This window comes from Mesorhizobium sp. M0189 (assembly GCF_040322135.1).
Classification (GTDB): domain Bacteria; phylum Pseudomonadota; class Alphaproteobacteria; order Rhizobiales; family Rhizobiaceae; genus Mesorhizobium.
In genome coordinates, this window is record NZ_JAMYSW010000017.1 from 23,177 (window position 1) to 49,154 (window position 25,978).

Below are 25,978 nucleotides of genomic sequence, written 5' to 3' on the forward strand. Positions count from 1 at the left end.
TCGGGAAGATGTATCGGGACTAGTACCGAAGGCTGATACCAAATCGCGTAAAAGAGGTGCATCCCATGAACGGCCCGATCTTCGAAGCGCTGAAGCGGACGCTTAAGGCCAAGGGCGTGACCTACCGTGTCCTTGCCGAGCGGATGGGCGTTTCCGAGCCGACGGTGAAGCGCATCTTCCATGAGCGCAACTGCAAGCTCGACCGGCTGATCGAGATCTGCGATGCCGCCGGCGTGGAGTTGGAGAACGTGCTCGGCTCGATGAACAGGGGACCGGGACCTGCCAACCGGATCGCGCCGGAGATCGAGCGCAGGCTCGCCGGGCGGCCGGCACTGCTGTTCGTATTCGTCATGCTTTCCGAGAAATTCACGCCAGAAGGCATCATGCGCTCACAAGGGTTGAGCGAGGCTTCGATGTTCCTCTATCTGCGCGACCTCGAGGAACTCGGCCTAGTCGCGCTTGGTGGCGGCCTGTCGGCAAGGCTGCTGGTCGAGGCGCCGATCCAGTGGAATTTCGACGGGCCATTGCGGCCGCTGTTCGAGATGACCAACAAGAATTTCATCGGCTGGGCCATCACCCATCTTGAGCGCGAGGCGACATTCGTCAGCTTCTCCAGGCGGATGCGGCCGGAAACGGCGGAAATGGTCAGGCGCGAGGCGGAGGAATTGGCGGAGCGCGCCAAATTGCTTGCTCATCACGACCAGCACACGACGCCCGAAGACGGGCTGGTCGGCTACAAATGGACGTTTGCGTTCGGCGCAACGCCGTTCCCGGTGATCATGCCGATCGGGCCACATCCGCGCGACGCAGGCGCGCGGACGGACAATCGAGTTGCGGCCGCCGCAAACGGACGACGTCTGCCGGCCTAGGTCAAATCACGGAACGACTGAGGTCGGATTCTTGGGTTTAGGCTGCTGTCCTCCACAGACGCCTTGTAAGCCGCGAACACTAGGCAAGCGGCGCCTATAAATTGGGTGACCGTGCCGATGTGCATGGACATCGGCTTGCGTAGGGTGAGCCTGTGATTATCCAGGCTGCTTTGCAGTCCGGGGCCGGCGTCAGGAGGTGCGCACGGGACACCGGCCAGTAATTTATGCATCGCTTCGCAGGTTACGGGAGCACGTCGCGAAGCCGTCGCATTCGTTGACCGCAATGCAAACCTGAACGCTCTTTCGTGGCGTTGTTTCTTCATCACGGCGGTGTCTCCCAAATTGATGGCGCTGCCGATCAAGGAGGTCGTGACCATGAGCGCGCTCTTAAGGGCATGCTTGCCTTGCGTCCTAAGCGTGATCCTGGCGGCGACACTTGCCGCGTCCGCGGACGAGCCGGAGCTTAGAGGACCCAATGCCGATCCAGGCTCAGGATTGCCGCCGTTGGTCCTGCCTTATATCGAATTGCTCAGCGCACCCGGTGTAGTAGCATCAGCGACGCTTGCCGCGCCCGCGGGCGACTCGGAGCTTATGGGACCCGATCCCGCCCGGCCCGGCATCCAATTGCCCGGCGCACCTGGTGCTCTTGCTCCCATGAAGATGTCTGACCGCTCGCAGCCGGCCGCGCTAATGGCAATAGCGGTATGGCTTTCGTCTGAACTCGGCCTTCCGTCGATCGAAGAGCCCCCGGCGGTAAGCTTCGTACCTGCGCGCAGGATGGCAGGTTTGCGGTTTCGCGACGTGGCGGCGGATCGCTGGAACAGCAGCCCCAATTTTGCCAGTCCGGACAATGTTGGCAAGCAGCCCACTGTTATTGCTATCTACGATGACGAAGCACGGACTATCTTCTTGCCGGAGGGCTGGACAGGCGGCACCCCGGCGGAGCTGTCGGTACTTGTGCATGAGTTGGTCCATCACGTCCAAACCGTGGCCGGGCTGAAGTTTGCATGCGCGGAAGAACGCGAGAAGGCGGCCTTTGAGGCGCAAGAGCGGTGGCTTGCCTTGTTCGGCAGCGACCTTCTGAAGGAATTTGAGCTCGATCCTTTCACGCTGTTGGTTCGCACGAACTGCCTGTATTGATGCTGAAGCCGCTTCGGGGGCAGCCAGTCTGACTGAGCTTCTTACCCCAGAGTATCGGCCGCAAAACCGGTTCTCGGAGGCCCCATGCTCAAACCACGAGATCGAGCGGCTATCCGGCGGTCTTCGTCTCCGGAGCGGCCGCGACCGCCTTGTCATCCCAGACCATCTGCCGGTAGTCGAAGCCGTATTCCAGCGTCGGCTTGACGATGCGGAAATAGGGCGACAGGTCGAAGTCGCGCGGCGTGTAGAGCGAGTGATGGCGGATGTGCAGGATTTCCTTGCGCGAATAGCTCGACTGGGCCGAGGCACGGCCGGGCGCGCGGGTAATCTCGGGTAGGATCGGGTAGCGGATCTGGCCGTAAGCCTCGGCGATCAGCGACGAGCAGATGGCGCGCGTCGGGTCGCCGGAACCGAAAGCCAGCATGCGGCGGCGCCAGCGCACCGGCACCGGCGGCGTCGGCAAGAAGTAGCGCAGCATGTCGAATATGTTCTTGAGATCGTATCTGAGACCCAGCCTGCCGATCATGAAGGCGACGACCGCTTCGCGATCGTCGGGAGCCAGGCCGCTCGCCCGGCAGATGCGGGTGTTGTAGCTGCGGTAGCGCGACAGCGGCACGGCGATGCAGCCATCGCCGAGCGTGACCTCGATCAGGCGCCGCCGTTCCGACCCGTCCTCGGGCTCCGGCAATGCATCGCCGACATAAAAGGCGGCATGCGACCAGGTCGACTGGGTGAGGTATTTGATCGCCGCCGAGATCTTCTGGTTGCCTTCGATGAGCAGGATGTCGCCGGGCTCGAGCGTGCGGCGTAGCGTTTCGGCGTCCGACGGCGTGTAAGGCTCGTAGCCGGACGATTCCTCCTGCAGCCGGCCGGCAAGCCAGCGGCCAAGTCGGTCCAGAAGCGTGTCGCCGGGCTCGGTCATGCCAGACGGCGATTACCACAGGGCGACAAATTAGACCATGATCAGCCCACGCCAGGCGCGCCGGCGTCTTCGTGCGGTACCGCTATGAGATCCTCGCGCACCTTACGGGCGAGCTTCCTCGTCGAGCGCTTCGGACTGTCGCCGAAAAGCTCGGCCGCCTCGGCGAGGCAGGTTTTTTTCAGGCCCTTTTCCGAGCGCTTCAGCAGCTTGCCAAGCAACCGCGTCTCCTCAGCGGGGCCAAGCGGCTGGTCCTCGGCATCGAGAAGCGCGCGCATGACGAGCACATCGTGCAGTTCGCCGAGCCGCTCGCCCAGTTCGTCGACGGCCTTGCGCCGCGTCTTGATCGGCGTCGGCCACAGCCTGCCGAGCAGCGACAGATGCATGCCATGCGTCTTGGCCGCCTTGCGCAGATCGTGAAAATCATCGGCCGCGCCGCGCGAAGCGGCCTTGTCCAGCGCTTTCCTGGCGCGGCGCAAAGTGATGCGCGCGCCTTCGGCGAGCACGTCGGCAGCCTGCTCCGGCTGGTCGGGCAAAGCGAGCTTGTCGATGCGGACGACACCTTCCTCGCAAGCGGCAACCGCCGCGCCTATCGCAGCGTCGAGGCCCGCTCCGACATGCAACTCATGCTGGCGCGCGACGAGCCTGTCGCGGACGGCACCGAGACCGCCGCCGGCACTTTGCTCGGGAAAGCTTGCCGCCAGCCGGTCGATTGTTTCGACCAGCGCAGTCGCCTCACGCGGACCGGCAAGCAGGGCCGCCACCTGGCGGTAGCACTGATTCTCGGTCACGCAGAATGTTTCGTCCCCGGAACGAACTAGGCGCAGTAAAGCGCGGACGTTTTTCAACCGCTTGCGGCACTTGTGCAGCGCCTGTTCGGGCCTGTCATGCGCCGCGTCCAGATGAACGAGCGCCCTGCCGATCTCCTCGGCGAGGATGCGCCTGACCTCGCCGGTCAGCGACATGCGCGGATCGATACGAAAGCTCATGCGACGATCTCCGGAATCCCCCCAAGGGCGAGCGACGCGTTGTAAAATCTCGGCTCGCCGGTGACTTCGCGGCCGAGCCAATCTGGCAGCATTTCGTCCGGTACATCCTCCTGCGTCTCGAGCTCGGCGATCACCAACCCCGCAAGCGTCCCGCCGAAGACATCGACTTCGTAGAGATAGCCGCGGTGTCTAACATGGTGGCGTGTCTTCTCGATGACACGTCCGATGGCAAAGGCCTGCATCTCTTGCGCCTCCGCCAAAGGCACCGGATATTCGAATTCATCGCGCTCGCGGGCCTGGCTGCCGAACTTGAGCGTCAGCTTGGCAGCGGCATCATTGCTGATGCGCACACGCACCGTGCGGGTAGGCTCGGCGACAAGATAGAATTGACGGATATGAATGTCCGCCTTGACCATTCCCCGCCATTCCTCACCTGAGACCAGGAATTTACGCTCGATTTCCTTGCCCATGGCGAGGCACTAAAGCGCGCACGGCCAGAGTTGGCAAGCCGCTTGACCGCAGTTGACTTTAATCATTCGATTGATTAAAGTATAGACCATGATCAAATCGCCCAGTGCCAGCGGCCTTCCTCATGAAGCGCCCAAGACTGCCGCGGATATGACGCGGACGGCCCTCGTGCGCGCGGCGCTGAAGCTGTTCGGACGCCAGGGTTTCGACGGCACGTCGACGCGCCAGATCGCGGCTGAGGCCAAGGCCAATATCGGCTCGATCGCCTATCATTTCGGCGGCAAGGAAGGGCTCCGCAACGCGGCGGCCGACTACATCGTAGACACCATCCAGACCATTGCGGGCCAGGCGATCGGCAATCTGCAAGCGCCGCCCGCGGCATTGGCGGACACCGAGGCCGCGCGGGCACATTTAGCCGTCGCACTGGAGCGGATGGTCGCCTTCATCGCGGCAAGGCCGGAAGCCGGCGAGATTGTACAGTTCGTCCTGCGTGAGCTGTCGCATCCAACCGCCGCGCTCGACCGTATCTATGACGGCGTGTTCGAACCGGCGCATCACCGGCTCTGCCTGATCTGGGAACAGTCGACGGGCGAGCCGGCCGAGAGCGAGCGCACTAAACTCACCGTATTCACGCTGATTGGCCAGGTCGTCTATTTCCGCATCGGCCGCGAGGCGGTTATGCGCCGGATGGGCTGGCGCGAGATCGGCGATGACGAGGCCGGCAAGATCGCGGCAACAGTAACCGACAATCTCAGCGCGATTTTAGCTCGGCGCGATTTGGCTGTCCGGAAGGATCGTGGATCATGAGCCTGCTCTGTTCTTTGCCGCTTGCCGCCCAGCTTTTCAGCGCCTGCGCGCCGGCAGCACCGCTCGCCGTCGGCTACGTCGAGGGCGATTATGTGCTGCTGGCGCCGATCGAGGTGGCCCAGGTCGAGACGATTGCGGTCAAGCGCGGCGACCGCGTAGCGCCCGGCACGCCGGTGGTGACGCTGGAAAACGCCGACGCCAAGATCGCCATCGCGCAGGCCGAGGCGGCCCTCGCGCAGGCCCAGGCGCAACTTGCCGACCTGCAGGTCGGCAAGCGGCCGGAAGAGATTGCAGTGCTCAGGGCGCAGGTCGACATGGCCAAAGCGCAGGCCGCCGACGCCAAACGCAGATACAGCCGCGCCAGCGATCTGTTCAAACGCGGCACCGGCACGCAGGCCGATTATGATACGGCTTCCGCGGCGCTGGAGACGGCCAACGCGCAGGTCGGCCAGGCGGAAGCCAATCTCGCTGTCGGCGGCCTGCCGGCACGGCCGGAGACGATCAAGGCCGCCGACAATCAGGTCAGGCAGGCGCAATCGGCGCTGGAGCAAGCGCAATGGCGACTGTCGAAGCGTGTGCTCACGGCGCCCTCGCCCGGCAGGGTCAACGATGTCATCCGCTATCCCGGCGATACAGCCGGGCCGACCGCGCCGGTCATCTCCATACTGCCGGACGGCGCAGTGAAGCTCAGCGTCTATGTGCCGGAAAGCGCGTTCTCCTCGGTCGAGGTCGGCACGCTGCTCAACGTCCATTGCGATGGTTGCGGATCGGGCGTGAAGGCACGCGTCAGCTATGTGTCGCCGGATCCGGAATTCACGCCGCCGGTGATCTACTCGCTCGAGACCCGGCAAAAGCTGGTCTATCTGGTCGAAGCGCGGCCGGAAGGCGACGCCAGCGCATTGCAGCCCGGGCAGATCGTCGACGTCGATCTGGCGGACATCGGAAAATGAACGTCATCGACGTGCACGGCCTGGTCAAACGCTTCGGCGACAAGACTGTCGTCGACCATGTGACGATGACCGTGGCCGAGGGCGAGATCGTCGGCTTCCTCGGGCCGAACGGCTCGGGCAAAACGACGACCATCCGCATCATGTGCGGCTTGCTGACGCCCGATGAGGGTGAAGGCACGGTTCTGGGCTTCAACATCCGCACCGACAGCCTGCGGATCAAGCGCGAAGTCGGCTACATGACGCAGAGATTCTCGTTCTACGAAGACCTCACCATCGGCGAGAATCTCGAATTCGTGGCACGGCTCTACCGGCTGAAGCCGCTCGACGAACATGTGGCCAAGACGCTTGAGGAGCTCGGCCTGACATCACGCAGAAACCAACTGGCCGGCACCTTGTCCGGCGGCTGGAAGCAGCGGCTGGCGCTGGCCGCCTGCATCATGCACAAGCCGAAACTGCTGCTGCTCGACGAACCGACGGCTGGCGTCGACCCGAAGGCGCGGCGCGAATTCTGGGACGAGATCCACCGGCTGGCGAGCGGCGGGCTGACCGTGCTGGTCTCCACCCATTACATGGACGAGGCCGAGCGCTGCCACCGCATCAGCTACATCTCCTATGGCAAGATGCTGGCCACCGGCACGGTTGAGGACGTGGTGAGGAATGCCGGGCTGACCACCTTCGTCCTGCAAGGGCCGCGGCTCGATCAGGTCGCTGCCGCACTTCATGGCCGCCCAGGCGTCGACCAGGTGGCGCCGTTCGGCGCGACGCTGCATGTAGTCGGCTCCGACAGGACGGCGCTTCAGGCAGCGCTCGCCGACGTCGAGAAAGACCACAAGGGCGTCAGGGTCTCGCCCGGCGAGACCAGCCTGGAGGATGTGTTCATCCAGTTCATGTCCGGTTCGAAGGACAATATGGGATGAAGAACGGGATAAACAGCGTCTTTTCCTTCGCCAGGCTCGGTGCGCTGCTGATCAAGGAGTTCATCCAGATGCGGCGCGACCGCATCACCTTCGCCATGATGCTGGGCGTGCCGCTGATGCAGCTGGTGCTGTTCGGCTATGCCATCAACAACGATCCGAAGAGCCTGCCGGCAGCGCTGGTGGCGATGAGCAGCGATCCTTACACGCGAGCCATGGTTTCGGCGCTGCAGACCACCGGCTATTACCGCTTCGACCATGTCGCGCAAAGTGCCGCCGAAGCCGAATTCCTGATGGCGCGCGGCGACGTTGCCTTCGTCGTCACCATTCCCGCCGATTTCGCCCGACGGGTCGAGCGTGGCGACAGCCCGCAGATCCTGATCGAGGCGGATGCGACCGACCCGGCCGTCGCCAGCGGCGCCATCTCGACGCTCGGCACCGTTGCCAACCAGGCGCTGCTCAGGGCGCGCGGCATGCAGGAGACAGCGGCCGAAGCTGCCCGGGGCCAGCTCCAGGTCGTAGTGCACCGGCGCTACAATCCGGAAGCCGTATCGCAATACAACATCGTGCCCGGCCTGCTCGGCGTCATCCTGCAGATGACGATGGTAATGATGACCTCGATCGCGCTGACGCGTGAGACCGAGCGCGGCACGATGGAGAACCTTCTGGCGATGCCGTCCAGCCCGCTCGAGATCATGCTGGGTAAGGTGCTGCCGTATCTGGCGGTCGGCGCCGTGCAGGTGCTGGTGGTGCTGGCGGCATCGAAGCTTCTGTTCGCCATCCCCTTCACCGGATCGATGTCGCTGCTGTTGACGGCCGTCCTGATCTTCGTGCTGGCGCTGGTGCTGCTCGGCTATACGATCTCGACGATTGCCCGCACGCAGATGCAGGCACTGCAGCTCACCTTCTTCTTCTTCCTGCCGTCGATCATGCTGTCCGGTTTCATGTTCCCCTATCGCGGCATGCCGGACTGGGCGCAGATTTTCGGCGAGGTGCTGCCGCTGACGCATTTCCTGCGCATCATCCGCGCGGTGATGCTGAAGGGCGCCGAGCTGCCGGCGGTGGCAACGGAGATCGGCTGGCTGGTGGTGTTCGTGGCGCTGTTCGCCGGCGTGGCGCTGGTGCGGTTCCGCCGGACGTTGGATTAGGGTCGAACTCGATCCGCTTGTGCAAATGACCGAGATTCACACCGGCTTGGCCTGACCCGGGACCGGCGCCAATTCAGGCGCATTGAGCCCTTCGAAGGGATCGCGCCAGGCGTCGATTTCTTCAAGCTGCCGATACCAGCGACCGACAGAAGGATAATCATCGAGCGGCAATCGGGCGACGTCGTTGAAGGGCAGAAACGTCGCCATTCGAAAGTCGGCATAGGAAACCGAACTTCCGACCAGCCAGTCTCGCTCGGAAAGCTCGGCATCAAGTATTGCGGCGGCGGTGCTGAAGTCGCTCAGGCCCTCCTCAACCCGCGCCTGATCGATCGGGCCGAGCCCATAGCGCTGTTTGGTCCCGCGTTCGAAATGCACGACGTCGCAGGCTCTTGCGAAGTTCTCTTTGCCCCAACTCAGCCATCGGATCATCTCGGGCTCGTCGTCGCCGGTGCGCCAGAAATGCGAATGCGTGTCGCGTGAAAACCGGCAGGCTATGGCGTCGGCCTCCCAGAGGCTTTTTCCCAAGCCCACAAGGATAGGCAATGAAAGATTTGGATTGAGCGGCCGAAAGCGCTCGGCCTGCCCCGGAGCGAAGGGAGAGGCGAATTCGAACTCGACCTTGGCTTTGAGATACCGTGCCACCGCGACCGCGAGGCGAGGATTGGGATTGCGGCTGAAGAACAGTTTCATTGATCTCAGTCTTTGAAGGGTACCGGTTCGACCGGGCGCAACGGACGCTCAAGCACCTCGAATCGGCACATGACCTGGAACTGGTTGCTATCCTAGCCGGCAGCAATGATCTCGGCATAGGTGCTGAGATCGACATTGCCACCGGAGAGCACCACGGCAATGCATTTCCCGGCAAGGTCGATCTCGCCTGACGACAGCGCGGCCAAGCCGACGCAACCGCCAGGTTCGACGACCAGCTTCAGGCAAGCCATGGCATCGCGCATCGCCTGTGCCACCGCCTTGTCGGAAACGGTGATGGCGCCGGCGAGATTCTTGCGGTTGATCTCGAAAGTGATCGCGCCCGGCTCGGCGACGAGAAGGGCATCGCAGATCGAGGTGTGGCCGGGCGCGTTCGACACCCTGGCGCCTTTGATCAGCGAGCGGCGTGTGTCATCGAAATGCTCGGGTTCCACGGCCCAGACGGCGGTGCCCGGTGAGGCGTCCTTGACCGCGATCGAAATGCCGCTGCTCAAGCCGCCACCGCCGCAGGGAACGACTACCGCATCCAGGCTGACGCCAAGCGCGCTTGCTTGGCGCATCAATTCGAGGCCGATCGTGCCCTGGCCGGCGATGATGGCCGGATCGTCGTAGGGCGGCACCAGGACCATGCCCCTTTCCACGTAAGAACGGACGACGGCAGTGCGATCGTCGCGGACCCGGTCGAAGGTGATCACTTCCGCGCCCATCTTCCTGACATTGCCGACTTTCATCGCCGGCGCATCGGTGGGCATGGCGATGACGGCCTTGACGCCGAACATCGCCGCTGCGGCGGCAACGCCTTGCGCGTGATTACCCGACGAGAAGGCGACGACGCCGCCAGCGCGTTCTTCCGCCGAGAGCGAGGAGAGCTTGTTGTATGCACCGCGGAACTTGAAGGAGCCGGTGCGCTGCAACGTCTCGGGCTTGAACAGGATCCTGGCGCCGAAGCGCTTGTTCAGCTCCGGCGATTCGATCAGCGGCGTTTCGACGATCAGGCCGGACAATCGCGCTGCTGCGCTGCGGATATCGGCGATGCCGGGAGGGGTGGTCATGGCGAGGTCCTGCAAGAAATGAGACCGCCTATGGTGCACGGAAAGGGAGGCCGCGCACCAATGAAAAAATGTGACGGTTACAATTCGTCTTGCAGGCAGGAGAGGAGCGTGCCTGCCACCTGCCGCCTCCTCGTCTCTCCGCCATGCGGTCGTCGCTTCAATCGACAAATCGTTGCCGATTGACCGGCTTGGCCGCCGCTCCTCACCCCAACAGCGTCTTTTGCCGTTTGGGACCGCCCATCTTACGCCAGGTGTTGAAGCGGTGGGTGGCGGCGGCGAAGGAGATCTTCATCTGCTGGGCGACCGAATAGCGCGACTTGCCCTCGTCGAACAGGCGATAGCAGCACTCGACACCCTCCTCAGTCAACTTGCCATCGGGAGCCTTGTTGTGCGGATTGGCGGGATCGAATTTTTCGACCTGCTGCTCGACCAGGCCTTTCAGGCGCTGCAGATCCGCCTCGATGTTGGCGATCAGGTCGAGGACTGGTTTGGGATCAAACGGCTGCTGTTTTTCCGGCATCTGCGGGTTCCTTTCTCTTGGTTCAGATTCGGTTATATAAGTGAACGTTCACCGATAGCAAACGACGACCTGCTCGGGGTTTCGAAATCTGTAGCTTTTGAGCATGAGTGGAGCACGCACGATTGACCGGCGACGTGCAAGGTCATAGTTTAGAACTATTCTAAACTAGGGTGAATTTCTCATGCTTTCCCGCGTTTTCGGCCTCGGCCGCCGTTCCTTTGAATCGCTCTCGGAACAGGAGATCCTGGCGCTCGCCATCTCCTCCGAGGAGGATGACGGGCGCATCTATCGCGCCTATGCCGACGGGCTGGCGGAAAGCTTTCCGCAATCGGCCAAAGTGTTCGAAGAGATGGCGGAGGAAGAGGACGGCCATCGCGATTCACTGATCGAGCTTTACCGCAAGCGTTTCGGCGAGCGGATACCGCTGATCCGGCGCGAACATGTGAAGGGTTATTACGAGCGCAAACCGGACTGGCTGGTGAGGCCGCTCGGCGTCGATCATGTGCGCAGCCAAGCCGAGGCCATGGAGCGGCAGGCCTACCTGTTCTATGTCGAGGCGGCCAAGCGCACAGGCGATGCGTCGACGCGAAAGCTGCTCGACGATCTGGCGATCGCAGAACAGGGCCACGAGACACTGGCGCAGCGGCTCGAACAAAAGCATGTGCCGGGCGCGGTCAAGGACGAAGAGGCGGCGGCCGAGCAGCGCCAGTTCATCCTGACCTACGTACAACCGGGGCTGGCGGGGCTGATGGATGGGTCGGTGTCAACACTGGCGCCGATCTTTGCCGCCGCCTTTGCCACGCACGACACGTTCCAGACCTTTCTGGTCGGGCTTGCTGCCTCGATCGGCGCCGGCATCTCGATGGGTTTCACCGAAGTGGCCTCCGACGACGGTAAGTTGTCGGGCCGCGGCTCGCCGGCAAAACGCGGTCTGACCGTCGGCGTCATGACAACGCTGGGCGGGCTCGGCCATGCGCTGCCCTATCTCATCCCGCTTTTCTGGACGGCGACCATTGTCGCCGCCGTGGTGGTTTTCTTCGAGCTGTGGGCGATCGCCTTCGTGCAGAACCGCTATATGCAGACGCCATTCTGGCGCGCCGCCTTCCAGGTGGTGCTGGGTGGCGCGCTGGTGTTTGCGGCAGGGGTGCTGATCGGGAATGCATAGCAGCCCCTATCCGTTCACCACCCGGCTGTCTGCTGGCGCCTCGGCGCGTTCGGTCAGGCCGTAGTCGCGCACGACGTGGGCGATGCGCAAACGATAGTCGGCAAAGATACCGCCGCGCCCGGCTTTCTGGGCCTGCCGATGTTCCTGCGTGTTGCGCCAGGCCTTCACCGCTTCCTCGTCGCGCCAGAAGGACAGCGACAGGATGCGGTTCGGATCGGCAAGGCTCTGGAAGCGCTCGATCGACAGGAAACCGTCGATGCCGTCGAGCAGCGGCCGCAGGTCGGCGGCGATGCCGAGGTAGGCTTCGCGCTTGCCCGCCGCCGGCTCGACCTCGAAGATGACGGCGATCATGGCTTCACCAAAGGACCATGCGGCGCGGAGGCCAGCTTGAGGAAGATGCGATCCTCCTTCAGGATGAATTTTTCCCGCCGGGCGAACTCGTAATTCGCCTTGCCGGCGGGATCGGCGGCGAGCCGGGCGCGGTAGACTTCGTAGGCCGCAAGACTGTCGATGTTGTAGGCGGCATAAGCCGTGGTGGCCGAGCCTTCGTGCGGCGCGAAATAGCCGATCAGATCGGCGCCGCAGCGCGGGATCGCCTGCCCCCAATTGCGGGCATATTCCTCGAACGCCGCCTTGCCGAACGGATCGATCTCGTAGCGGATGAAGCAGGTAATGGTCATTTTCGCCTCCTTGGCGGGTGGATGTTTCTTGCGACCACAGTTCGAGCCGGGTCGAAACGTTCCGAAGATCGATATGCTAGGCAATCCCTCGCTGATCATGCTGCCAGAAGGATTTCGCGTATTCGCGACGGACGTCTTCGGGTGTCAGGCCAAGGTCACGCAGCAGATGATCGTCGATTTCGGCGAGATCGAGGCGCTGCGAATGACGGTCGTACCACCGCTTCAGGAGCCACAGCCGCAAGCGGCGCAAGACAATTAACGGGAACGGCCGGCGAGCAGGCGCGGCGCTGAGAATGGTCCTTGCAGGCATCGTCGTCTCCTTGATTTGCATCGAGATTAATGCTTGTCTGACGAGGATGCTTCGATGAGGAACGAACTATGCGCGAAGGCCCTGACATAGCCCGCATTGCCAGCCTGGTCGGCGATCCGGCGCGGGCAAACATGCTGTCCGCACTGATGGGCGGCACAGCACTGACGGCGAGCGAACTGGCACTCGAAGCCGGCGTGTCGCTTCCGACAGCGAGCTCCCATCTATCGAAGCTGATGGAAGGCGGGCTGCTGACGCTGGCGAGCCAGGGACGGCACCGCTATTACGGCCTCGCCGGCCCGCAGGTGGCAGGAATGATCGAAGCCATCACCGGCGTCGCTGCTGCTGTCGGGCCGCAGAGGGTGCGACCCGGCCCTCGCGACGCGGCCATGCGCGTGGCGCGGGTCTGCTACGACCACCTCGCCGGCGAGCAGGCGGTGGCGATGCTGGAGCGTCTTGTCGCTCGACAAGTGCTCCTGCGCGACGACAAGGAGATCCAGCTTGGGCCGTCGGCCGCCTCGCATTTCGCCGCGATCGGCATCGACATCCATACCAAAGCGCGGCGACCGGTGTGCCGGGCGTGCCTCGACTGGAGCGTGCGGCGTTCGCACCTTGCCGGCACGCTGGGCGCCGCCATTCTCGACAAGATCCTCGCCGAGAAATGGGCGCGGCGCGAGAAGGACAGCCGTGCCGTGATCTTTTCACCGGCAGGCAAGCAGGCCTTCGAGAACACGTTTCTCGCCTGACAGATCGCTTCGACGCGCTAGTACGCATTCGTCGTTTCACGGAAACGCCGAACCGCTCTGTCTTTTTGTTTTGACGCAATTCCGGACGGAAAACCTTTTCATACTTTTCCTGGAATTGCTTTAAAGCGCGTCGCGTTCGACCGGCCTCATGCGATGCGCTTTAGGTCCTTGTTTTGATGCATGTCGTTATCGCAAAACCGCTGCACACTTTTGCGCGACATGCACTAGTCGCGCTTGAGCAGCTTGGCCTGCTTGAAAAAATCCGCCCAGGGGTCGGCTTGCCCGAGCCGCTTCAGCGTCGTCTTGTCGCCGATCGGAAAGGCGTTGGGCGGCAATCCGGCCTCGATCTCCGCCCAGGTCACCGGCATCGATACCGTGGCGCCCTTTTTGGCGCGCGACGAATAGGGGGCGACGGTGGTGGCGCCGCGGCCGTTGCGCAGATAATCGACGAAAATCCTGCCCGTGCGTGCCTTCTTCGACAGCGTCGCCGTGTAGCGGTCGGGTGCGGCCTGTTCGAGCGCTCGGGCGAACTCATGGGCGAAGCCCTTGACCTCGTCCCAATCCGCCGACGGCTTCAGCGGCACGACGACGTGGTAGCCCTTGCCGCCCGAGGTCTTGACGAAATTCGGCAGGGACAGTTCGTCGAGCCGGCCGCGGATGTCGAGTGCCGCCGCGCGCACCGCCTTCACGTCGACGCCCTCGTCGGGATCGAGATCGAAGATGATCTGGTCGGGCTTTTCCAGCTCGTCGGTGGTCGAGCCCCAAATATGGATCTCGACGACGCCCAGTTGCACCAGTGCCACGAGACCGTCGAAATCGCGGATGAACAATATCTCCTCGCCGTCGGTCGGATCCTTCATCACGGCGATCTTGTCGTGCATGCCGGCCGAGGCATGCTTCTGGAAGAAGCGTTGGCCGCCGACACCGTCCGGCGCCCGCACGAGGCTGAGCGGCCGGTTGATGACGAACTGCTTCATGCGCGGCCAGACCAGCGCGTAGTGATCGACCAGATCCTGCTTCGATACGTTCTCCTCGGGCCACAGAAGCTTGTCAGGGCGGGACAGCGTAACCGAGGTTTTCGCCGCGCCTGCGGTTTTGGCGGGCTTTGGCTTCGGCTCTGCCGTGGCTGAGCGTGCTTTCGGTTTCTCCTGCACGACTTCCTCCGCCGGCTTGTCCTCGCGCAATCCCTGGAAGGACGCGTGGCGTATTATACGGTCCGACGTCCAACTGCGAAACTCCACTTCGCCGACAAGTTCGGGCTTGACCCAGACCAGCCCCTTGCCTCTTGGCACCGCGCTGTCGAAGGGCGAGGTTGTCGTCTTCAGCGCATCAAGCCTTTTCTTCAGCTCGTTGGTGCCTTTGGCCGTGAAGCCGGTGCCGACGCGGCCGGCATAGCGCAGCTTGCCGCCCTCGTGATAGCCGACCAGCAGCGAGCGCAGGCCACGCCCGGTCTTGTCCGACGGCGTGTAGCCGCCGATGACGAATTCCTGGCGCGCCGTGCATTTCGACTTCACCCACGAGGGAACACGGCCGCTGCGGTAGGGCGCATCGGCACGCTTGGAGACGACGCCTTCGAGGCCCAGGCGGCAAGCATGCTCCAGCATGATCTTGCCGGGCTCGGCAAAGTGGTCGCTGAAGCGCACGGCCTGCTCTTCGGTCTGTCCGGCGAGCAGGCTGCGCAGCCTTTCCTTGCGCTCGACCAGCGGCTCGGAACGGATGTCTTGACCATTGAGCTGCAACAGGTCGAAGACATAGTAGATGAAACGGTCCGTACGGCCCGCCGACAGATCTTGCTGAAGCAGCGAAAAGGACGACACGCCATTATCCGCCAGCACGACGATTTCGCCGTCGATGACGGCATCGGTACATTTCAGGCCGCCAAGTGCCGCGACAATTGAGCCACCGAATTTGTCGGTCCAGTCGAGGCCGGTGCGTGTCAAAAGCCGCACCTCGGTACCGGCAAGCTGCGCCTGCATGCGATAGCCGTCGAACTTCACCTCATGCAGCCAGTCCTTACCGGGCGGGGCGTCCCGCTCCAGCGTGGCGAGCGCCGGCTCGACGAATTCGAGCCGCCTTGCCGCGACAGCCTTCGCTTTGCCGGCGGCCGGCCTGTCGGACTGCCAGACGCTTGGCTTCTTGCCGTCGGCGGTCTTGCCTTCGCCGACGTCCTCGATGGTCAGGCCGGATTTCACCGATTGCGGCGCCTCCTGCAAAATGTCCTCACCGGGACGCGCGGCGGCATCGTCGGACTTGATCAGCAGCCAGTTGTCGCGTTTTTCGCCGGGCCGCGGCTTCAGCCGCACCAGATGCCAGGCGCCATGCAATTTGTGGCCATGCAGTTCGAAATTGATATGGCCTTTCTTCATCCCTTTGGCAGGGTCGCCTTCGGGGACCCACGTGCCTTCGTCCCAGACAATGACCGAGCCGCCGCCATATTGGCCCTTGGGGATTGTGCCTTCGAACGGCGCATAGTCGAACGGGTGGTCCTCGACATGCACGGCGAGCCGCTTCTCATGCGGGTCGAGGCTCGGGCCTCGCGTCACCGCCCAGCTCCACAGCACGCCGCCATGCTCAAGGCGAAGGTCGTAGTGAAGCCTGGTGGCGGCATGCTTGTGGACGACGAAGATGCCACCCGGCACGGCTTTCTTGCCGCGCGCGAGCTTACCGGCCGGTTCGGCGGTCTTCTTGAAATCGCGCTTGGCGTGATATTGCTCGAGGCCGGCCATGGTCTGATCCTAAGCCGATTTGCGCCGGGCGGCTTTGGACTTGGCGCCTTTTGCCGGGCGTCTGGCCTTTGCCGGCGGGCTGGCCTCCGACGAAAGGCTCTTCTTCAGTGCATCGAAGAGATTGACGACGTTGGAGGGTCGCGGTTCTGCCTTGGTCTTCGGTGCCTTCTTGCCGGCCTTCTTGGCGCGGACCAACTCGATCAGCGCGTTTTCGTATTTGTCCTCGAATTCGGAAGGATCGAACTTCGCCCGTTTCTCATCGACAATGTGTTCGGCCAGCCTGATCATCTCGGCGTCGGTCGTCACCGGCTTAATGTCGCCGAACACCATCTCCGGCCTGCGCACCGTATCGCCATAGCGCAGCGTCGTCAGCAGCAGGCCCTTGCCCAGCGGCTCGATGACCACCGGACGCTCGCGGCGGTAGAGCACGATGCGGGCAAGGCCCGCCGTCTTCTTGGCGGCCATGGCGTCGCGGATGACGGCAAAAGCCTCTTCCGAGACATCGTCCGCAGGCGTCACATAATAGGGCGTGTCGAGATAGATCTGCTGGATCGAAGATTTTTCGATGAACCCGTCGAGGCTCATCGTATGCGAGGATTCGATCTGGACGGCTTCGATCTCCTCCTCCTCGATTTGGACGAAGTCGCCGTCGCCGATCTCGTAGCCCTTGATCTCGTCGCCTTCATCGAGCGGCTTGCCGCTTGCCGAATCGACATAGACGCGCCTGACAGTGTTGCCAGTCTTGCGGTTGAGCACGCGGAACGAAACTTTTTCGGCCTGGGTGACGCCATTGGTCACTTCGACCGCGCAGGTGACCAGCGAAAGCTTGAGATACCCTCTCCAGGCGGGGCGCGGCGCCATGACAAACTCCCTGCGCGACAACGTTCAACCGAGAACGGGCAAAGTCCGTTCCGGTTCCGGCGGCGCAAAAGGCAAGTCCGGGCTTTCGGCCCAGCCTTGCCTGAACTCCATTCTCGATCGCGGCCCTACTCGGCGGCTTGCAGGTTGATCTTGCTTTCCGCCATCTCGGTAAGCTTGCGGTCGGTTGCCTGTTCCTCCTTGAGGTTGTTGGCCAACACATTGGCGCAGTCGCTGCGGCCCAGTTGCTTGGCCCAGGCAATCAAGGTGCCGTAACGGGTCATCTCATAATGCTCGACCGCCTGGGCGGACGCGATCAGTGCAGCGTCGAGGACCTCCTTGTCGGCGATGTCGCCGCTGACCTCATCGGCCTCTTCGAGAATGCCATCGATGGCCGGGCAGTCGACTTCCTTGGCCTTCACGCCGTGCAGCTCGAACACCTGCTCGACACGCTGAATATGACCCTTGGTCTGGGCGAGATGCTTCTCAAAGCCGGCTTTCAACTGCGGATCACTCGCCTTGTCGATCATCTTCGGCAGCGATTTCTCGATCTGTTTCTCGGCGTAATAAATGTCGCGCAGCGTGTGCACGAAGAGATCGTCGAGTGTTTTGATGTCCTTCGAAAAGAAGCCCATGGCCTTTGCCTTTCCATTGCTCTTGCTGTTTCGGATTTTTGGCTGCGGCTCCAGCCGGAAGCTGCAGCCCGCGCAGCCGGTTCGTCCCGGCACTGGGAAATCAACGTGCGGCTGACGGGCGGGTTCCTGGTTTTTCGACCACGTGCACGGAAATTTCGCCGTGGCAGCAAAAGTGAAACAAACGCGCGCCTCGGCGACATTCAGGCGAAACATATGTGATGCAAAAGTCACACTGGGCGAAATGCCGACGGACAGCACGGAAACACCGCGAATCAGCCGCATTGCAGCCATGAACAAAGGCATTTTCGACCAGAGATTAACATCGCGTTCACCGACTATTCACGCCTGGACGCTATGATCCCCGCAATTCGGAAGGGACATCCGAAACGGGACAGGGACCGAGTAAAATGAGCTTCTGGAATCAAATCGCCGGCTATGCCGCCGCCATTCGCGAATTCGTCGCGCCGACCTATCGGCCCGAGCGCTATTACATGCGCGGCCCAGGCCCCGCCTGCGCGCGCCGTGGCAACACGCTTGGGATCAGCGTGCACTGATGATGACCAGGGAAAGCCGTCACGACAGCCGTATCTGCCGGCCCGACGCCGACAACCGGTCAACGACCTATCGCGCCGAGCGCCCTGCGCTGACCGACAGACGGCGGGCGACAACGCCAAGCCTCTAACATTCCGGGCTTTGATCCAGCCGCCGGCAGGCTTAGTGTCGCCTGACACCAGCTGCCGGGCGCCACGTGATCGTCAAGCCGAACCATTCTCCTGAGCCGCCAGAATTCGAATCAAGTCGCCCGTTGATCGTATTCGACGGCGTCTGCGTGTTGTGCTCGGGTTTTGTGCGGACGGTGGTAAAGCTCGACCGCAAGGGCCACTTCCATTTCGTAACGGCGCAATCGCCGCTCGGCGAGATGCTGTTCAAGAAATACGGGCTGCAGACGGATCGCTACGAGACCAATCTCGTCATCGTCGATGGCGCGGCTTTCACACGCCTGGACAGTTTCGTTGCCGTCATGGCCGAACTCGGCTGGCCATGGCGAGCGGCGCGGATCCTGCTGTTGTTGCCGCGCCCGCTTCGCGACTGGCTCTACGATCGCATCGCAAAGAACCGCTACGCCCTGTTCGGCAAGAAGGACAATTGTGAAATCCCTTCCGCCGAGGTGAGGGCAAGATTGATCGGCTAGGCTCATCGCCGTGGCCGGGAGCGGCGCGGGGCATTTTGGGGGAACTGCGGATGAAGGTTCTTGTCGTCGGCGGTTATGGCACCTTTGGCGGTCGCACCGTCGAGCTTTTGGAGGGCGAGCCCCATCTGATCCTGTTCGTCGCCGGGCGCTCGCTCGCCAAGGCTGACGCGTATTGCAAGAAGCGCGCCCCGACCGCAGCGCAACTAGTGCCGGCACTGTTCGACCGTGACGGCGATCTCGCCGTGCAACTCGCTGCATTTGAGCCTGATATTGTGGTCAACGCGAGCGGTCCGTTCCAGGCCTATGGCGAGGGATGCTATGGCCTGATCGAGGCATGCATCGCCCGGCGCGTCAACTATCTCGATCTTGCCGACGGCTCGGATTTCGTCGCCGGTGTCTCTGCGTTCGACGAGGCGGCGCGAAACGCCGGCGTCTTCGTGCTATCCGGAGTCTCGAGCTTTCCGGTGCTGACGGCGGCGGTTGTGCGCCGCCTGTCTTCGGACCTGACGCGGGTCGACGGAATTCGCGGCGGCATCGCGCCGTCGCCCTTCGCCGGTGTCGGCGGAAACGTCATTCGCGCTATCGCCGGTTACACCGGTCAGCCGGTGCGCCTTGTTCGTAATGGCCGTTCCGAACAAGGCTGTCCGTTTACCGAGCAGCTGCGCTATACTATCGCGCCGCCGGGCCAGCTGCCGCTTCGAAACACGCTGTTCTCGCTGGTCGACGTTCCGGACCTGCGTGCTCTGGCCGAGCTTTGGCCGGAGGCGAGGACCATCTGGATGGGAGCCGGGCCGGTACCCGAGGTGCTGCACCGCGCCCTGATCGGCCTCGCCTGGCTGGTGCGCGCCGGGTTGATCGGTTCGCTTTCGCCGCTGGCGCCGCTGATGCATCAGGCGACGAACCGGCTGCGCTGGGGCGAGCATCGCGGCGGCATGTTCGTCGAGGTGGAGGGATCGGACCGCGCGGGCGCCACCGGCAAGCGCTCGTGGCATCTCTTGGCCGAGGGCAACGATGGGCCGCTGATCCCGTCGATGGCGGTTGAAGCGCTGGTCCGCAAAGTGCTGGCCGGACATCAGCCCGCGCCGGGCGCACGGGCGGCGGTGCGCGATTTAGAGCTCCGGGACTATGAGGCCCTGTTCGCCGGGCGGACGATCTACACCGGCTTCAGGAACGGGGCCGCGGACGAGGACAAGCCGCTCTATACCGAGCTGCTCGGTGCCGCCTGGCAAGGCCTTCCCGAGGCAATTCGGTCAATGCATGACCGTACGATCACGGCCGCAGGCCGCGCTAGCGTAGAACGCGGGCACAATGTTCTTGGCCGGCTAATGGCCTGGATGGTCGGCTTCCCCGGAGCAAGCGAGGACATCCCGGTTCATGTCCGCTTCGACACCGACAAGGGCGGCGAGACCTGGACGCGGACATTCGGCAAGCACAGTTTTTCGAGCCTACAGTTCGCAGGCCGGGGTCGATCGCAGCGCCTGCTGTGCGAACGCTTCGGCCCGCTGACCTTCGCGATGGCACTGGTTGCCGAGGACGGCCGGCTGGCACTGGTCTTGCGCCGCTGGAGCTTTTTTGGCTTGCCGCTGCCGATCTGGCTCGGTCCACGCTCGACTTCCTACGAAACTGTGGAGGATGGCCGCTTCCGCTTCCATGTCGATATCTCGCATCCGCTTGCCGGCATGATCGCCCGCTACCGTGGCTGGCTAGAGCCTTCCGACCCGCACGGCTCCAGCGAGATCGTGTCGCCTGCCACCTTGCCAAATTCGCGGCAGTCCTGAGCCGTGCACAGCGTCCAGCCTAGACCCGTGGCGCCCGAGGCGGCGAGCACCAGGCGCCGCTGTGGCCCGACCCGGAGCGCATAGACCCACCAGCCGTCGCGCAGCGCCGAGCCTTGCGGCGGCTCCATGCCGGCGCCCGAGCCCTTGATTCGTGCCTCGACGAGTTGCAGGCCGGACGGCAGCACCTTCCAGTCTTCCTGCCACTGGGTCTTCTCCACAGAATGCGTCCAGGAGAGCGTGAAGGCGGCGACCGCGAGCGTCATCGTCTTGCCGGCCGCGACGATGCAGAGGCTCATGCCGAATTGGCCAGTGACGCCTGCCGCGCGCGCCAGCAGTGCCACCCGATCCAGGCAAGAGACAGCGCCCAGCCCGCCTCGTCGGTGAGCGGCAGCGCCGCAACCAGCAGCACGCCAGCGGCGAAGGCGACGAGGCGTTCCCACCAGGCCATGCGCCGGGCGAGAAAGCCGACGGCGGCGGCGCCCCACAGGACGATGCCCATGCAGGCTTTGATGACGATGTAGGCGACCTCGACGGGATAGCCGAACTGGGCGGCGATCGGGCCGGGGTCCTGCAGCATCAGCGCCGGGGTATAGACCGCCATGAACGGCACCACGAAGCCAGCAATGGCAAGCTTGGTGGCCTGGATGCCGATCTTGAGGCCGCTTTCCTTGGCCATGGGTGCGGCGGCGAAGGCGGCCAGCGCCACGGGCGGGGTGAGATCAGCCATGATGCCGAAATAGAAGACGAACATATGGCTGACCACCAGCGGCACGCCGAGCGACAGAAGCGCCGGCCCGGCTAGCGACGAGGTGATGATGTAATTGGGAATGGTCGGGATGCCCATTCCGAGCACCAGGCAGGTGAGCATGGTCAAAAGCAGCGACAGGAACAGATTGTTCTCGCCGATCGAGATGATCCAGCCGATGAAGGTCGAGGCGATGCCGGTGAGCGTCAGCGTGCCGATGACGATGCCGACGATGGCGCAGGCAATGCCGACCGGCAGCGCGTTCTTTGCTCCCTCGGCAAGGGAATCGACGCATATGCGCAGTGTCTCGCGCCCGCCCTTGAAGGTGAGGCAGGCGACGACCAGCACGGCGATGACCAGGCTGAGGATGTTGACGCCGAACTTCATGAAGGAAGCGGCGGCAAGCCCGAGCGCCAGCCAGAAGACGACGCGGAAGGCGAGCGGCCCGATCGATGCCGCCAGCGGCGTGCCGAGGATAAGCACAATGGTCAACGCCAGGCCCATGGTGCCGGCGAAGACCGGTGTGTAGCCGGCAAACAGCAGATAGATCAGTGCTGCGAGCGGCAGTACCAGCGGCCAGTGTTGTCTCACCGCATCCCACGGATTGGGCAGGTCGGCCTTGGCCATGCCGTGCAGGCCGGCCTTGCCGGCCTCCAAATGCACCTGCCAGAAACAGGCGCCAAAATAGAGCAGCGCCGGAATGATCGCCGCCTTGACCACCGCGGCATAGGGAATGTTCAGCGTCTCGGCCATGATGAAGGCAACCGCACCCATCACCGGAGGCATGATCTGGCCGCCCATCGACGAGGTCGCCTCGACGGCTCCGGCGAAGGCCGAGCGGAAGCCGAAGCGCTTCATCAGCGGGATGGTGAACTGGCCGCTGGCCACCACGTTGGCGACGCCGGAGCCGGAAATGGTGCCCATCAGCGCCGAGGACAGCACGCAGACCTGCGCCGGGCCGCCGCGCCATGAGCCGACCAGGCCAAGTGCAAAATCGTTGAACAGCGCGATCATGCCGGCGCGTTCGAGAAAGGCGGCGAAGACGACGAAGATGAAGATGTAGGCGGCCGAGACATAGATCGGCGTGCCGTAGATGCCTTCGGTGCCATAGGCGAAGGTGTCGACGAGCTGGGCGAAATCATAGCCGCGATGGATGAAAGGCGGTGGCAGATGATTGCCGGCAAATGCGTAGGCGAGAAAGATGAACGCAATAACGGCAAGCGGCAGTCCCATCAACCGCCGCGCCGCCTCGAAGACCAGCACGACCAGCACCGCGCCGACGATCAGGTCAGGCGTGGTGAGGAAGCCAGAGCGGCGGATGAGGTCGGCATAGAATACCCAGTTGTACAGACCGGTGGCGAAGCCGAGCACGCCGAGAGTCCAGAAGACTGCTTTCGCCGGGACGCTTTTGGCACGCAGATTGGCGATCAGGGCAAAGCCGAGCAGCAGCAGGAAGCCGACATGCATGGCGCGCACGACCTGGCTCGGCAGGCTGCCGTAGGCGGCGATGTAGATCTGGAAGATGGAGAAGGCGACGGCGATAAAAAAAGCCGCCTTGCCGGCGATGCCTTCGCCGAAGCCCGGTGGCAGGCCTTCGACAGCGATTTCGGCTGTGGTGGAAAGAACGGTCGGGGTTTCGGTCATTGGCGGGGTTCCTGGGGGGCGTCCCTCTCCCTTGAGGGGAGGGTGGACAGCCGCCGAAGGCGGATGGACGGGTGGGGTAACCTCAACTGCCTCGACCTTTGCCTGAACGATGGAGCGCGTCGCCGAGGACCCCTCCCGGCCCTGCGGGCCACCCTCCCCTCAAGGGGGAGGGATGGCGCCTTACTTCACCAATCCCTTTTCCTTGTAATACCTCTCGGCGCCTGGATGCAGCGGCACCGGCATGCCGTCGAGCGCCTTGGCCGGGTCGATCGCCTTGGCGGCGGCATGGGCAGCGGTGAGTTGGTCGAGATGCTCGAACAGCAGCTTGGTCATCTGGTAGGCGGTCTCGTCGGAGACATCGGCGCTGGTGATCAGGAAATTACCGACGGCGGCGGTCGCGACATCATCGGTCTGGCCCTCATAGGTGCCTTTCGGGATGACCACGGAAAGATAGGGCGAGCCGATCTTGGCGACGTCCTCCGCCGGCACGGCAACGATGTTGACCGGGACCGAGGTGGCGAGGTCGCGGATCGAGGCAACGCCCAGGCCAGCCGATTGCAGCGTAGCGTCGAGCTGGCGGTTCTTGATCAGCTCCACCGATTCGGCGAAGGGCAGATATTCGATCCGCCCGAGGTCTTCGTATTTCAGCCCGGCAGCGGCGAAGATCGTGCGGGCGTTGAGCTCGGTGCCCGAGGCCGGCGCGCCGACCGACAGGCTCTTGCCCTTGAGGTCGGCGAGCGTCTTGATGCCGGACTCCTTGCTGGCGACGATCTGGATGTAGTTGGGATAGATGGCGGCAATGCCGCGCAGCTTGTCGAGCTTGCCTGGGAAGCCGGCTTCGGTATTGCCCTCGGCGGCCAGCTTGACGGAATCGCCGAGCGCAAAGGCGATCTCGCCCTTGCCCTGTTGCAGCAGGTTGAGGTTTTCGACCGACGCTTTCGTCGCCTGCACCTGGGTACGCGCGCCTTCGATGCCCTTGCCATAGATCTCCGACAGCGCTACGCCGAGCGGATAGTAGACGCCCGACGTGCCGCCGGTCAGCACGTTGATGAATTCCTGTGCCTTGACCGATACCGCGCCAAGGCCAAGCGACAGCGCCAGCGCGCCGGCTGCAACAAATTTCGTCCTGAAATTGAGCATGCGATTTCCTCCCTGAAAATGCGCCGCCGTGCCCTCCTCAGCGGCACGAAGCGAAGCGAGTTTAGACAGCGGGCGGGAAATGCCAACCCGCAATAGCAGCGATTAGACGAACGGCTAGGCGATGCCGTAACACATCGGCGCTTGCGCGAGATCGCATCGCGGCCGAAAGATTTTTCCAGCGCCTGTCGAAATCGGGCAGGGCCGCGCGACATACGTCCGGCTCGCAACGATGCGGCCTTCGAGAAACGGGAGAAGACCATGCGATATATGCTTTTGATCTACGGAAACGAAGCGGGGATGGCGGCCGCGCCGGCAGATGCGGTGACACAGATGTCGAGCGCCTATGTCGCCTACACCGAAGCGCTGAAGAAATCGGGCGCCTGGCTCGCCGGCGACCGGCTGAAGCCGACGCAATCCGCTACCTCGGTGCGGATGGCCAATGGCAAGACCAACGTGCTCGACGGCCCCTATGCCGACACCAAGGAGCAGCTTGCCGGTTTCTATATGATCGAAGCGGAGGACGTCGACGCGGCTATTGCCTGGGCGGCGCGCTGCCCGGGCGCCAGCACCGGCACGGTAGAGGTGCGGCCGATCTGGGAACTCACCATGTGATGCCTGAACTGCCCGACACCGCACGGGCGGCGGCGGAAGCGGCCGCCCGGCAAAGCTACGGCAAGCTGGTCGCCTATCTCGCCGCACGCACGCGCGACGTGGCCGCTGCCGAGGACGCCTTGGCCGATGCCTTTGCAGCGGCGCTCGAGCGTTGGCCACAGGCGGGCGTGCCCAACAAGCCGGAAGCCTGGCTGCTGGCGGTGGCGCGCCGGCGCCGCGTCGACGCGCTCAGACGGCGGCTGACAAGCGAGGCGGGCCGCGACCACCTCAGGCTGATCGCGGAGGAGATGGAGGCACGCATGGCCGACGAAGACCTGCCGGACGAGCGGCTCAGGCTGATGTTTGCTTGCGCTCATCCGGCGATCGAGGCCGGTATCCGCGCGCCGATGATCCTGCAGACGGTTCTGGGCTTCGACGCAGCGACCATCGCCTCGGCCTTTCTTGTCTCGCCGGCCACGATGAGCCAGCGCCTGGTGCGCGCCAAGGCCCGCATCCGCGAGACCGGCATTCCGTTCCGCGTGCCGGAGCGGGCCGAACTCGGCGAGCGGCTGGGCACCGTTCTGGAAGCGATCTACGCGGCGTTTGCCGAAGGCTGGTCCGACCCCGCCGGCACCGAAGCGCAGCGGCGCAATCTCGCGACCGAAGGCATCTGGCTCGGCCGGCTGGTCGCCTCGCTGATGCCGGATGAGCCGGAAGCACTCGGCCTGCTGGCGCTGATGCTGTTCGCCGAAGCGCGGCGCGCAGCGCGGCGCAATGCGGCAGGCGACTATGTGCCGCTAGCGGAGCAGGATCTTGCACTGTGGGACGATACAATGATCGACGAAGCGGAGATGCTGCTCGGGCGCGCCGCTGCCAAGGGCGTGGTCGGCCGCTACCAGCTCGAGGCCGCCGTGCAGTCAGCCCATGCGACAAGGCGGCTGACCGGCGGCACCGACTGGGTCGCGATCAAGGAGCTCTACGACGCGCTGTCGGTGATTGCCGGCTCGCCGGTGGTGTCGATCAACCGTGCGGTGGCGATTGCCGAGGCCGAAGGTGCTTCGGCAGGATTGGGCGCCCTTGATCAACTCAGCGGCGACAAGCGGCTGTATGACTATCAACCTTACTGGGCCGCCCGAGCGGGCCTGCTGGCAAGACTCGGCAGAGTTCCGCAAGCGAGCGAGGCCTATGACCGGGCTATCGGCCTCGAACGCGATCCGGCCGTGCGCCGGTTCCTGCAGGAACGACGGGCAGGTCTCGACCGCGCGGAAAGACACTGAGACAAGGCGG

28 protein-coding genes are annotated in these 25,978 nt (G+C 63.6%); 13 read left to right on the forward strand and 15 right to left on the reverse strand.

The genetic code is table 11. The features are described from left to right. Positions 1–65: 65 nt before the first annotated feature. Together NKJ09_RS25485 and NKJ09_RS25490 are read left to right on the forward strand one after the other, a co-directional pair. Positions 66–869 carry a helix-turn-helix domain-containing protein gene (locus tag NKJ09_RS25485; RefSeq protein ID WP_023718872.1) on the forward strand — a complete coding sequence of 268 codons (804 nt, stop codon included), beginning with the start codon at positions 66–68 and terminating at the stop codon, positions 867–869. A gap of 345 nt (positions 870–1,214) precedes the next feature. Continuing rightward, positions 1,215–2,009, forward strand: coding sequence for a DUF6647 family protein (locus tag NKJ09_RS25490; RefSeq protein WP_156948065.1), 795 nt, complete (start codon positions 1,215–1,217; stop codon positions 2,007–2,009). Positions 2,010–2,118: 109 nt separating this feature from the next. On the opposite strand, the gene NKJ09_RS25495 is transcribed toward NKJ09_RS25490, so the two are convergent. Genes NKJ09_RS25495 through NKJ09_RS25505 form a run of 3 tightly spaced genes read right to left on the reverse strand, consistent with a single transcriptional unit; the run spans position 2,119 to position 4,387 of the window. After that, positions 2,119–2,931, reverse strand: a complete 813-nt coding sequence (locus NKJ09_RS25495; RefSeq protein ID WP_023718869.1) for a C40 family peptidase — start codon at positions 2,929–2,931, stop codon at positions 2,119–2,121. Positions 2,932–2,972: 41 nt separating this feature from the next. Continuing rightward, on the reverse strand, positions 2,973–3,917 hold the full coding sequence (locus tag NKJ09_RS25500) for a CHAD domain-containing protein (RefSeq protein WP_023718868.1): 945 nt from the start codon (positions 3,915–3,917) through the stop codon (positions 2,973–2,975). Next, complete coding sequence (locus NKJ09_RS25505; protein ID WP_023718867.1) at positions 3,914–4,387, reverse strand: CYTH domain-containing protein; 474 nt, start codon at positions 4,385–4,387, stop codon at positions 3,914–3,916. Before NKJ09_RS25505 ends, NKJ09_RS25500 begins: the two co-directional genes overlap by 4 nt. 88 nt (positions 4,388–4,475) lie before the next feature. Between NKJ09_RS25505 and NKJ09_RS25510 the strand changes: the two genes are divergently transcribed. The 4 genes from NKJ09_RS25510 to NKJ09_RS25525 are packed head-to-tail and all read left to right on the forward strand — an operon-like array spanning position 4,476 to position 8,204. Next, the gene (locus tag NKJ09_RS25510) at positions 4,476–5,192 is read left to right on the forward strand and encodes a CerR family C-terminal domain-containing protein (protein ID WP_023718866.1); all 717 of its coding nucleotides are present in this window, start codon (positions 4,476–4,478) and stop codon (positions 5,190–5,192) included. Beyond that, positions 5,189–6,142: an HlyD family secretion protein gene (locus tag NKJ09_RS25515; RefSeq protein ID WP_023718865.1), complete on the forward strand. Its 954-nt coding sequence runs from the start codon at positions 5,189–5,191 to the stop codon at positions 6,140–6,142. The genes NKJ09_RS25510 and NKJ09_RS25515 overlap by 4 nt, the downstream gene beginning before the upstream one ends. Further along, positions 6,139–7,059: an ABC transporter ATP-binding protein gene (locus NKJ09_RS25520; protein WP_023718864.1), complete on the forward strand. Its 921-nt coding sequence runs from the start codon at positions 6,139–6,141 to the stop codon at positions 7,057–7,059. Before NKJ09_RS25515 ends, NKJ09_RS25520 begins: the two co-directional genes overlap by 4 nt. Before the next feature lie 8 nt (positions 7,060–7,067). After that, positions 7,068–8,204 (forward strand): ABC transporter permease, encoded by a 1,137-nt coding sequence (locus tag NKJ09_RS25525; protein ID WP_023718863.1) that lies wholly within the window; start codon positions 7,068–7,070, stop codon positions 8,202–8,204. Between the two features lie 36 nt (positions 8,205–8,240). Here NKJ09_RS25525 and NKJ09_RS25530 read toward each other — a convergent pair whose 3' ends face one another. The 3 genes from NKJ09_RS25530 to NKJ09_RS25540 all read right to left on the reverse strand — a co-directional run bounded on the left by NKJ09_RS25530 (position 8,241) and on the right by NKJ09_RS25540 (position 10,484). Further along, positions 8,241–8,894, reverse strand: a complete 654-nt coding sequence (locus NKJ09_RS25530) for a glutathione S-transferase family protein (protein ID WP_352495448.1) — start codon at positions 8,892–8,894, stop codon at positions 8,241–8,243. Between the two features lie 92 nt (positions 8,895–8,986). After that, positions 8,987–9,964 carry a threonine/serine dehydratase family protein gene (locus NKJ09_RS25535; protein ID WP_352495447.1) on the reverse strand — a complete coding sequence of 326 codons (978 nt, stop codon included), beginning with the start codon at positions 9,962–9,964 and terminating at the stop codon, positions 8,987–8,989. A 202-nt stretch (positions 9,965–10,166) separates the two neighbouring features. After that, positions 10,167–10,484: a hypothetical protein gene (locus NKJ09_RS25540; RefSeq protein WP_023718860.1), complete on the reverse strand. Its 318-nt coding sequence runs from the start codon at positions 10,482–10,484 to the stop codon at positions 10,167–10,169. A 181-nt stretch (positions 10,485–10,665) separates the two neighbouring features. On the opposite strand from NKJ09_RS25540, the gene mbfA reads away from it, so the two are divergent. Continuing rightward, a complete protein-coding gene (mbfA, locus tag NKJ09_RS25545; RefSeq protein WP_023718859.1) occupies positions 10,666–11,649 on the forward strand; it encodes an iron exporter MbfA in 984 nt (327 codons plus the stop codon). A 6-nt stretch (positions 11,650–11,655) separates the two neighbouring features. On the opposite strand, the gene NKJ09_RS25550 is transcribed toward mbfA, so the two are convergent. The 3 genes from NKJ09_RS25550 to NKJ09_RS25560 form a co-directional block, all read right to left on the reverse strand. Next, entirely contained in the window at positions 11,656–12,000 is a 345-nt protein-coding gene (locus tag NKJ09_RS25550; RefSeq protein WP_023718858.1) for an antibiotic biosynthesis monooxygenase family protein, read from the reverse strand. After that, complete coding sequence (locus NKJ09_RS25555) at positions 11,997–12,329, reverse strand: NIPSNAP family protein (RefSeq protein ID WP_023718857.1); 333 nt, start codon at positions 12,327–12,329, stop codon at positions 11,997–11,999. Before NKJ09_RS25555 ends, NKJ09_RS25550 begins: the two co-directional genes overlap by 4 nt. 76 nt (positions 12,330–12,405) lie before the next feature. Continuing rightward, positions 12,406–12,639, reverse strand: coding sequence for a DUF1127 domain-containing protein (locus tag NKJ09_RS25560; protein WP_084642642.1), 234 nt, complete (start codon positions 12,637–12,639; stop codon positions 12,406–12,408). 68 nt (positions 12,640–12,707) lie between these two features. Between NKJ09_RS25560 and NKJ09_RS25565 the strand changes: the two genes are divergently transcribed. After that, positions 12,708–13,382, forward strand: a complete 675-nt coding sequence (locus NKJ09_RS25565) for an ArsR/SmtB family transcription factor (protein WP_023718855.1) — start codon at positions 12,708–12,710, stop codon at positions 13,380–13,382. Between the two features lie 224 nt (positions 13,383–13,606). Here the strand turns inward: NKJ09_RS25565 and ligD are convergent, their stop codons facing one another. The 3 genes from ligD to NKJ09_RS25580 form a co-directional block, all read right to left on the reverse strand. Further along, the gene (gene ligD / locus NKJ09_RS25570; protein ID WP_023718854.1) at positions 13,607–16,108 is read right to left on the reverse strand and encodes a DNA ligase D; all 2,502 of its coding nucleotides are present in this window, start codon (positions 16,106–16,108) and stop codon (positions 13,607–13,609) included. A gap of 9 nt (positions 16,109–16,117) precedes the next feature. Continuing rightward, entirely contained in the window at positions 16,118–16,969 is an 852-nt protein-coding gene (gene ku, locus NKJ09_RS25575; RefSeq protein WP_352495446.1) for a non-homologous end joining protein Ku, read from the reverse strand. A gap of 125 nt (positions 16,970–17,094) precedes the next feature. After that, positions 17,095–17,601, reverse strand: coding sequence for a YciE/YciF ferroxidase family protein (locus NKJ09_RS25580; protein WP_023718852.1), 507 nt, complete (start codon positions 17,599–17,601; stop codon positions 17,095–17,097). A 407-nt stretch (positions 17,602–18,008) separates the two neighbouring features. Between NKJ09_RS25580 and NKJ09_RS25585 the strand changes: the two genes are divergently transcribed. The 3 genes from NKJ09_RS25585 (at position 18,009) to NKJ09_RS25595 (ending at position 20,571) form a co-directional block, all read left to right on the forward strand. Next, the gene (locus NKJ09_RS25585) at positions 18,009–18,155 is read left to right on the forward strand and encodes a hypothetical protein (protein WP_023718851.1); all 147 of its coding nucleotides are present in this window, start codon (positions 18,009–18,011) and stop codon (positions 18,153–18,155) included. Positions 18,156–18,406: 251 nt separating this feature from the next. Then, the gene (locus tag NKJ09_RS25590; RefSeq protein WP_352481375.1) at positions 18,407–18,793 is read left to right on the forward strand and encodes a thiol-disulfide oxidoreductase DCC family protein; all 387 of its coding nucleotides are present in this window, start codon (positions 18,407–18,409) and stop codon (positions 18,791–18,793) included. Between the two features lie 50 nt (positions 18,794–18,843). Continuing rightward, a complete protein-coding gene (locus tag NKJ09_RS25595) occupies positions 18,844–20,571 on the forward strand; it encodes a saccharopine dehydrogenase family protein (RefSeq protein WP_352495445.1) in 1,728 nt (575 codons plus the stop codon). On the opposite strand, the gene NKJ09_RS25600 is transcribed toward NKJ09_RS25595, so the two are convergent. The 3 genes from NKJ09_RS25600 to NKJ09_RS25610 form a co-directional block, all read right to left on the reverse strand. Next, positions 20,484–20,867: a DUF1850 domain-containing protein gene (locus NKJ09_RS25600; RefSeq protein WP_352764040.1), complete on the reverse strand. Its 384-nt coding sequence runs from the start codon at positions 20,865–20,867 to the stop codon at positions 20,484–20,486. The genes NKJ09_RS25595 and NKJ09_RS25600 overlap by 88 nt on opposite strands. After that, on the reverse strand, positions 20,864–22,960 hold the full coding sequence (locus tag NKJ09_RS25605) for a TRAP transporter permease (protein WP_352495444.1): 2,097 nt from the start codon (positions 22,958–22,960) through the stop codon (positions 20,864–20,866). Before NKJ09_RS25605 ends, NKJ09_RS25600 begins: the two co-directional genes overlap by 4 nt. A gap of 180 nt (positions 22,961–23,140) precedes the next feature. Next, positions 23,141–24,100, reverse strand: a complete 960-nt coding sequence (locus tag NKJ09_RS25610; protein ID WP_352481372.1) for a TAXI family TRAP transporter solute-binding subunit — start codon at positions 24,098–24,100, stop codon at positions 23,141–23,143. Positions 24,101–24,358: 258 nt separating this feature from the next. Here NKJ09_RS25610 and NKJ09_RS25615 point away from each other — a divergent pair, with 258 nt between their 5' ends. After that, positions 24,359–24,712 (forward strand): YciI family protein, encoded by a 354-nt coding sequence (locus tag NKJ09_RS25615; RefSeq protein ID WP_023718846.1) that lies wholly within the window; start codon positions 24,359–24,361, stop codon positions 24,710–24,712. Next, positions 24,712–25,968: an RNA polymerase sigma factor gene (locus NKJ09_RS25620; protein ID WP_352495443.1), complete on the forward strand. Its 1,257-nt coding sequence runs from the start codon at positions 24,712–24,714 to the stop codon at positions 25,966–25,968. Before NKJ09_RS25615 ends, NKJ09_RS25620 begins: the two co-directional genes overlap by 1 nt. Positions 25,969–25,978 lie beyond the last annotated feature (10 nt).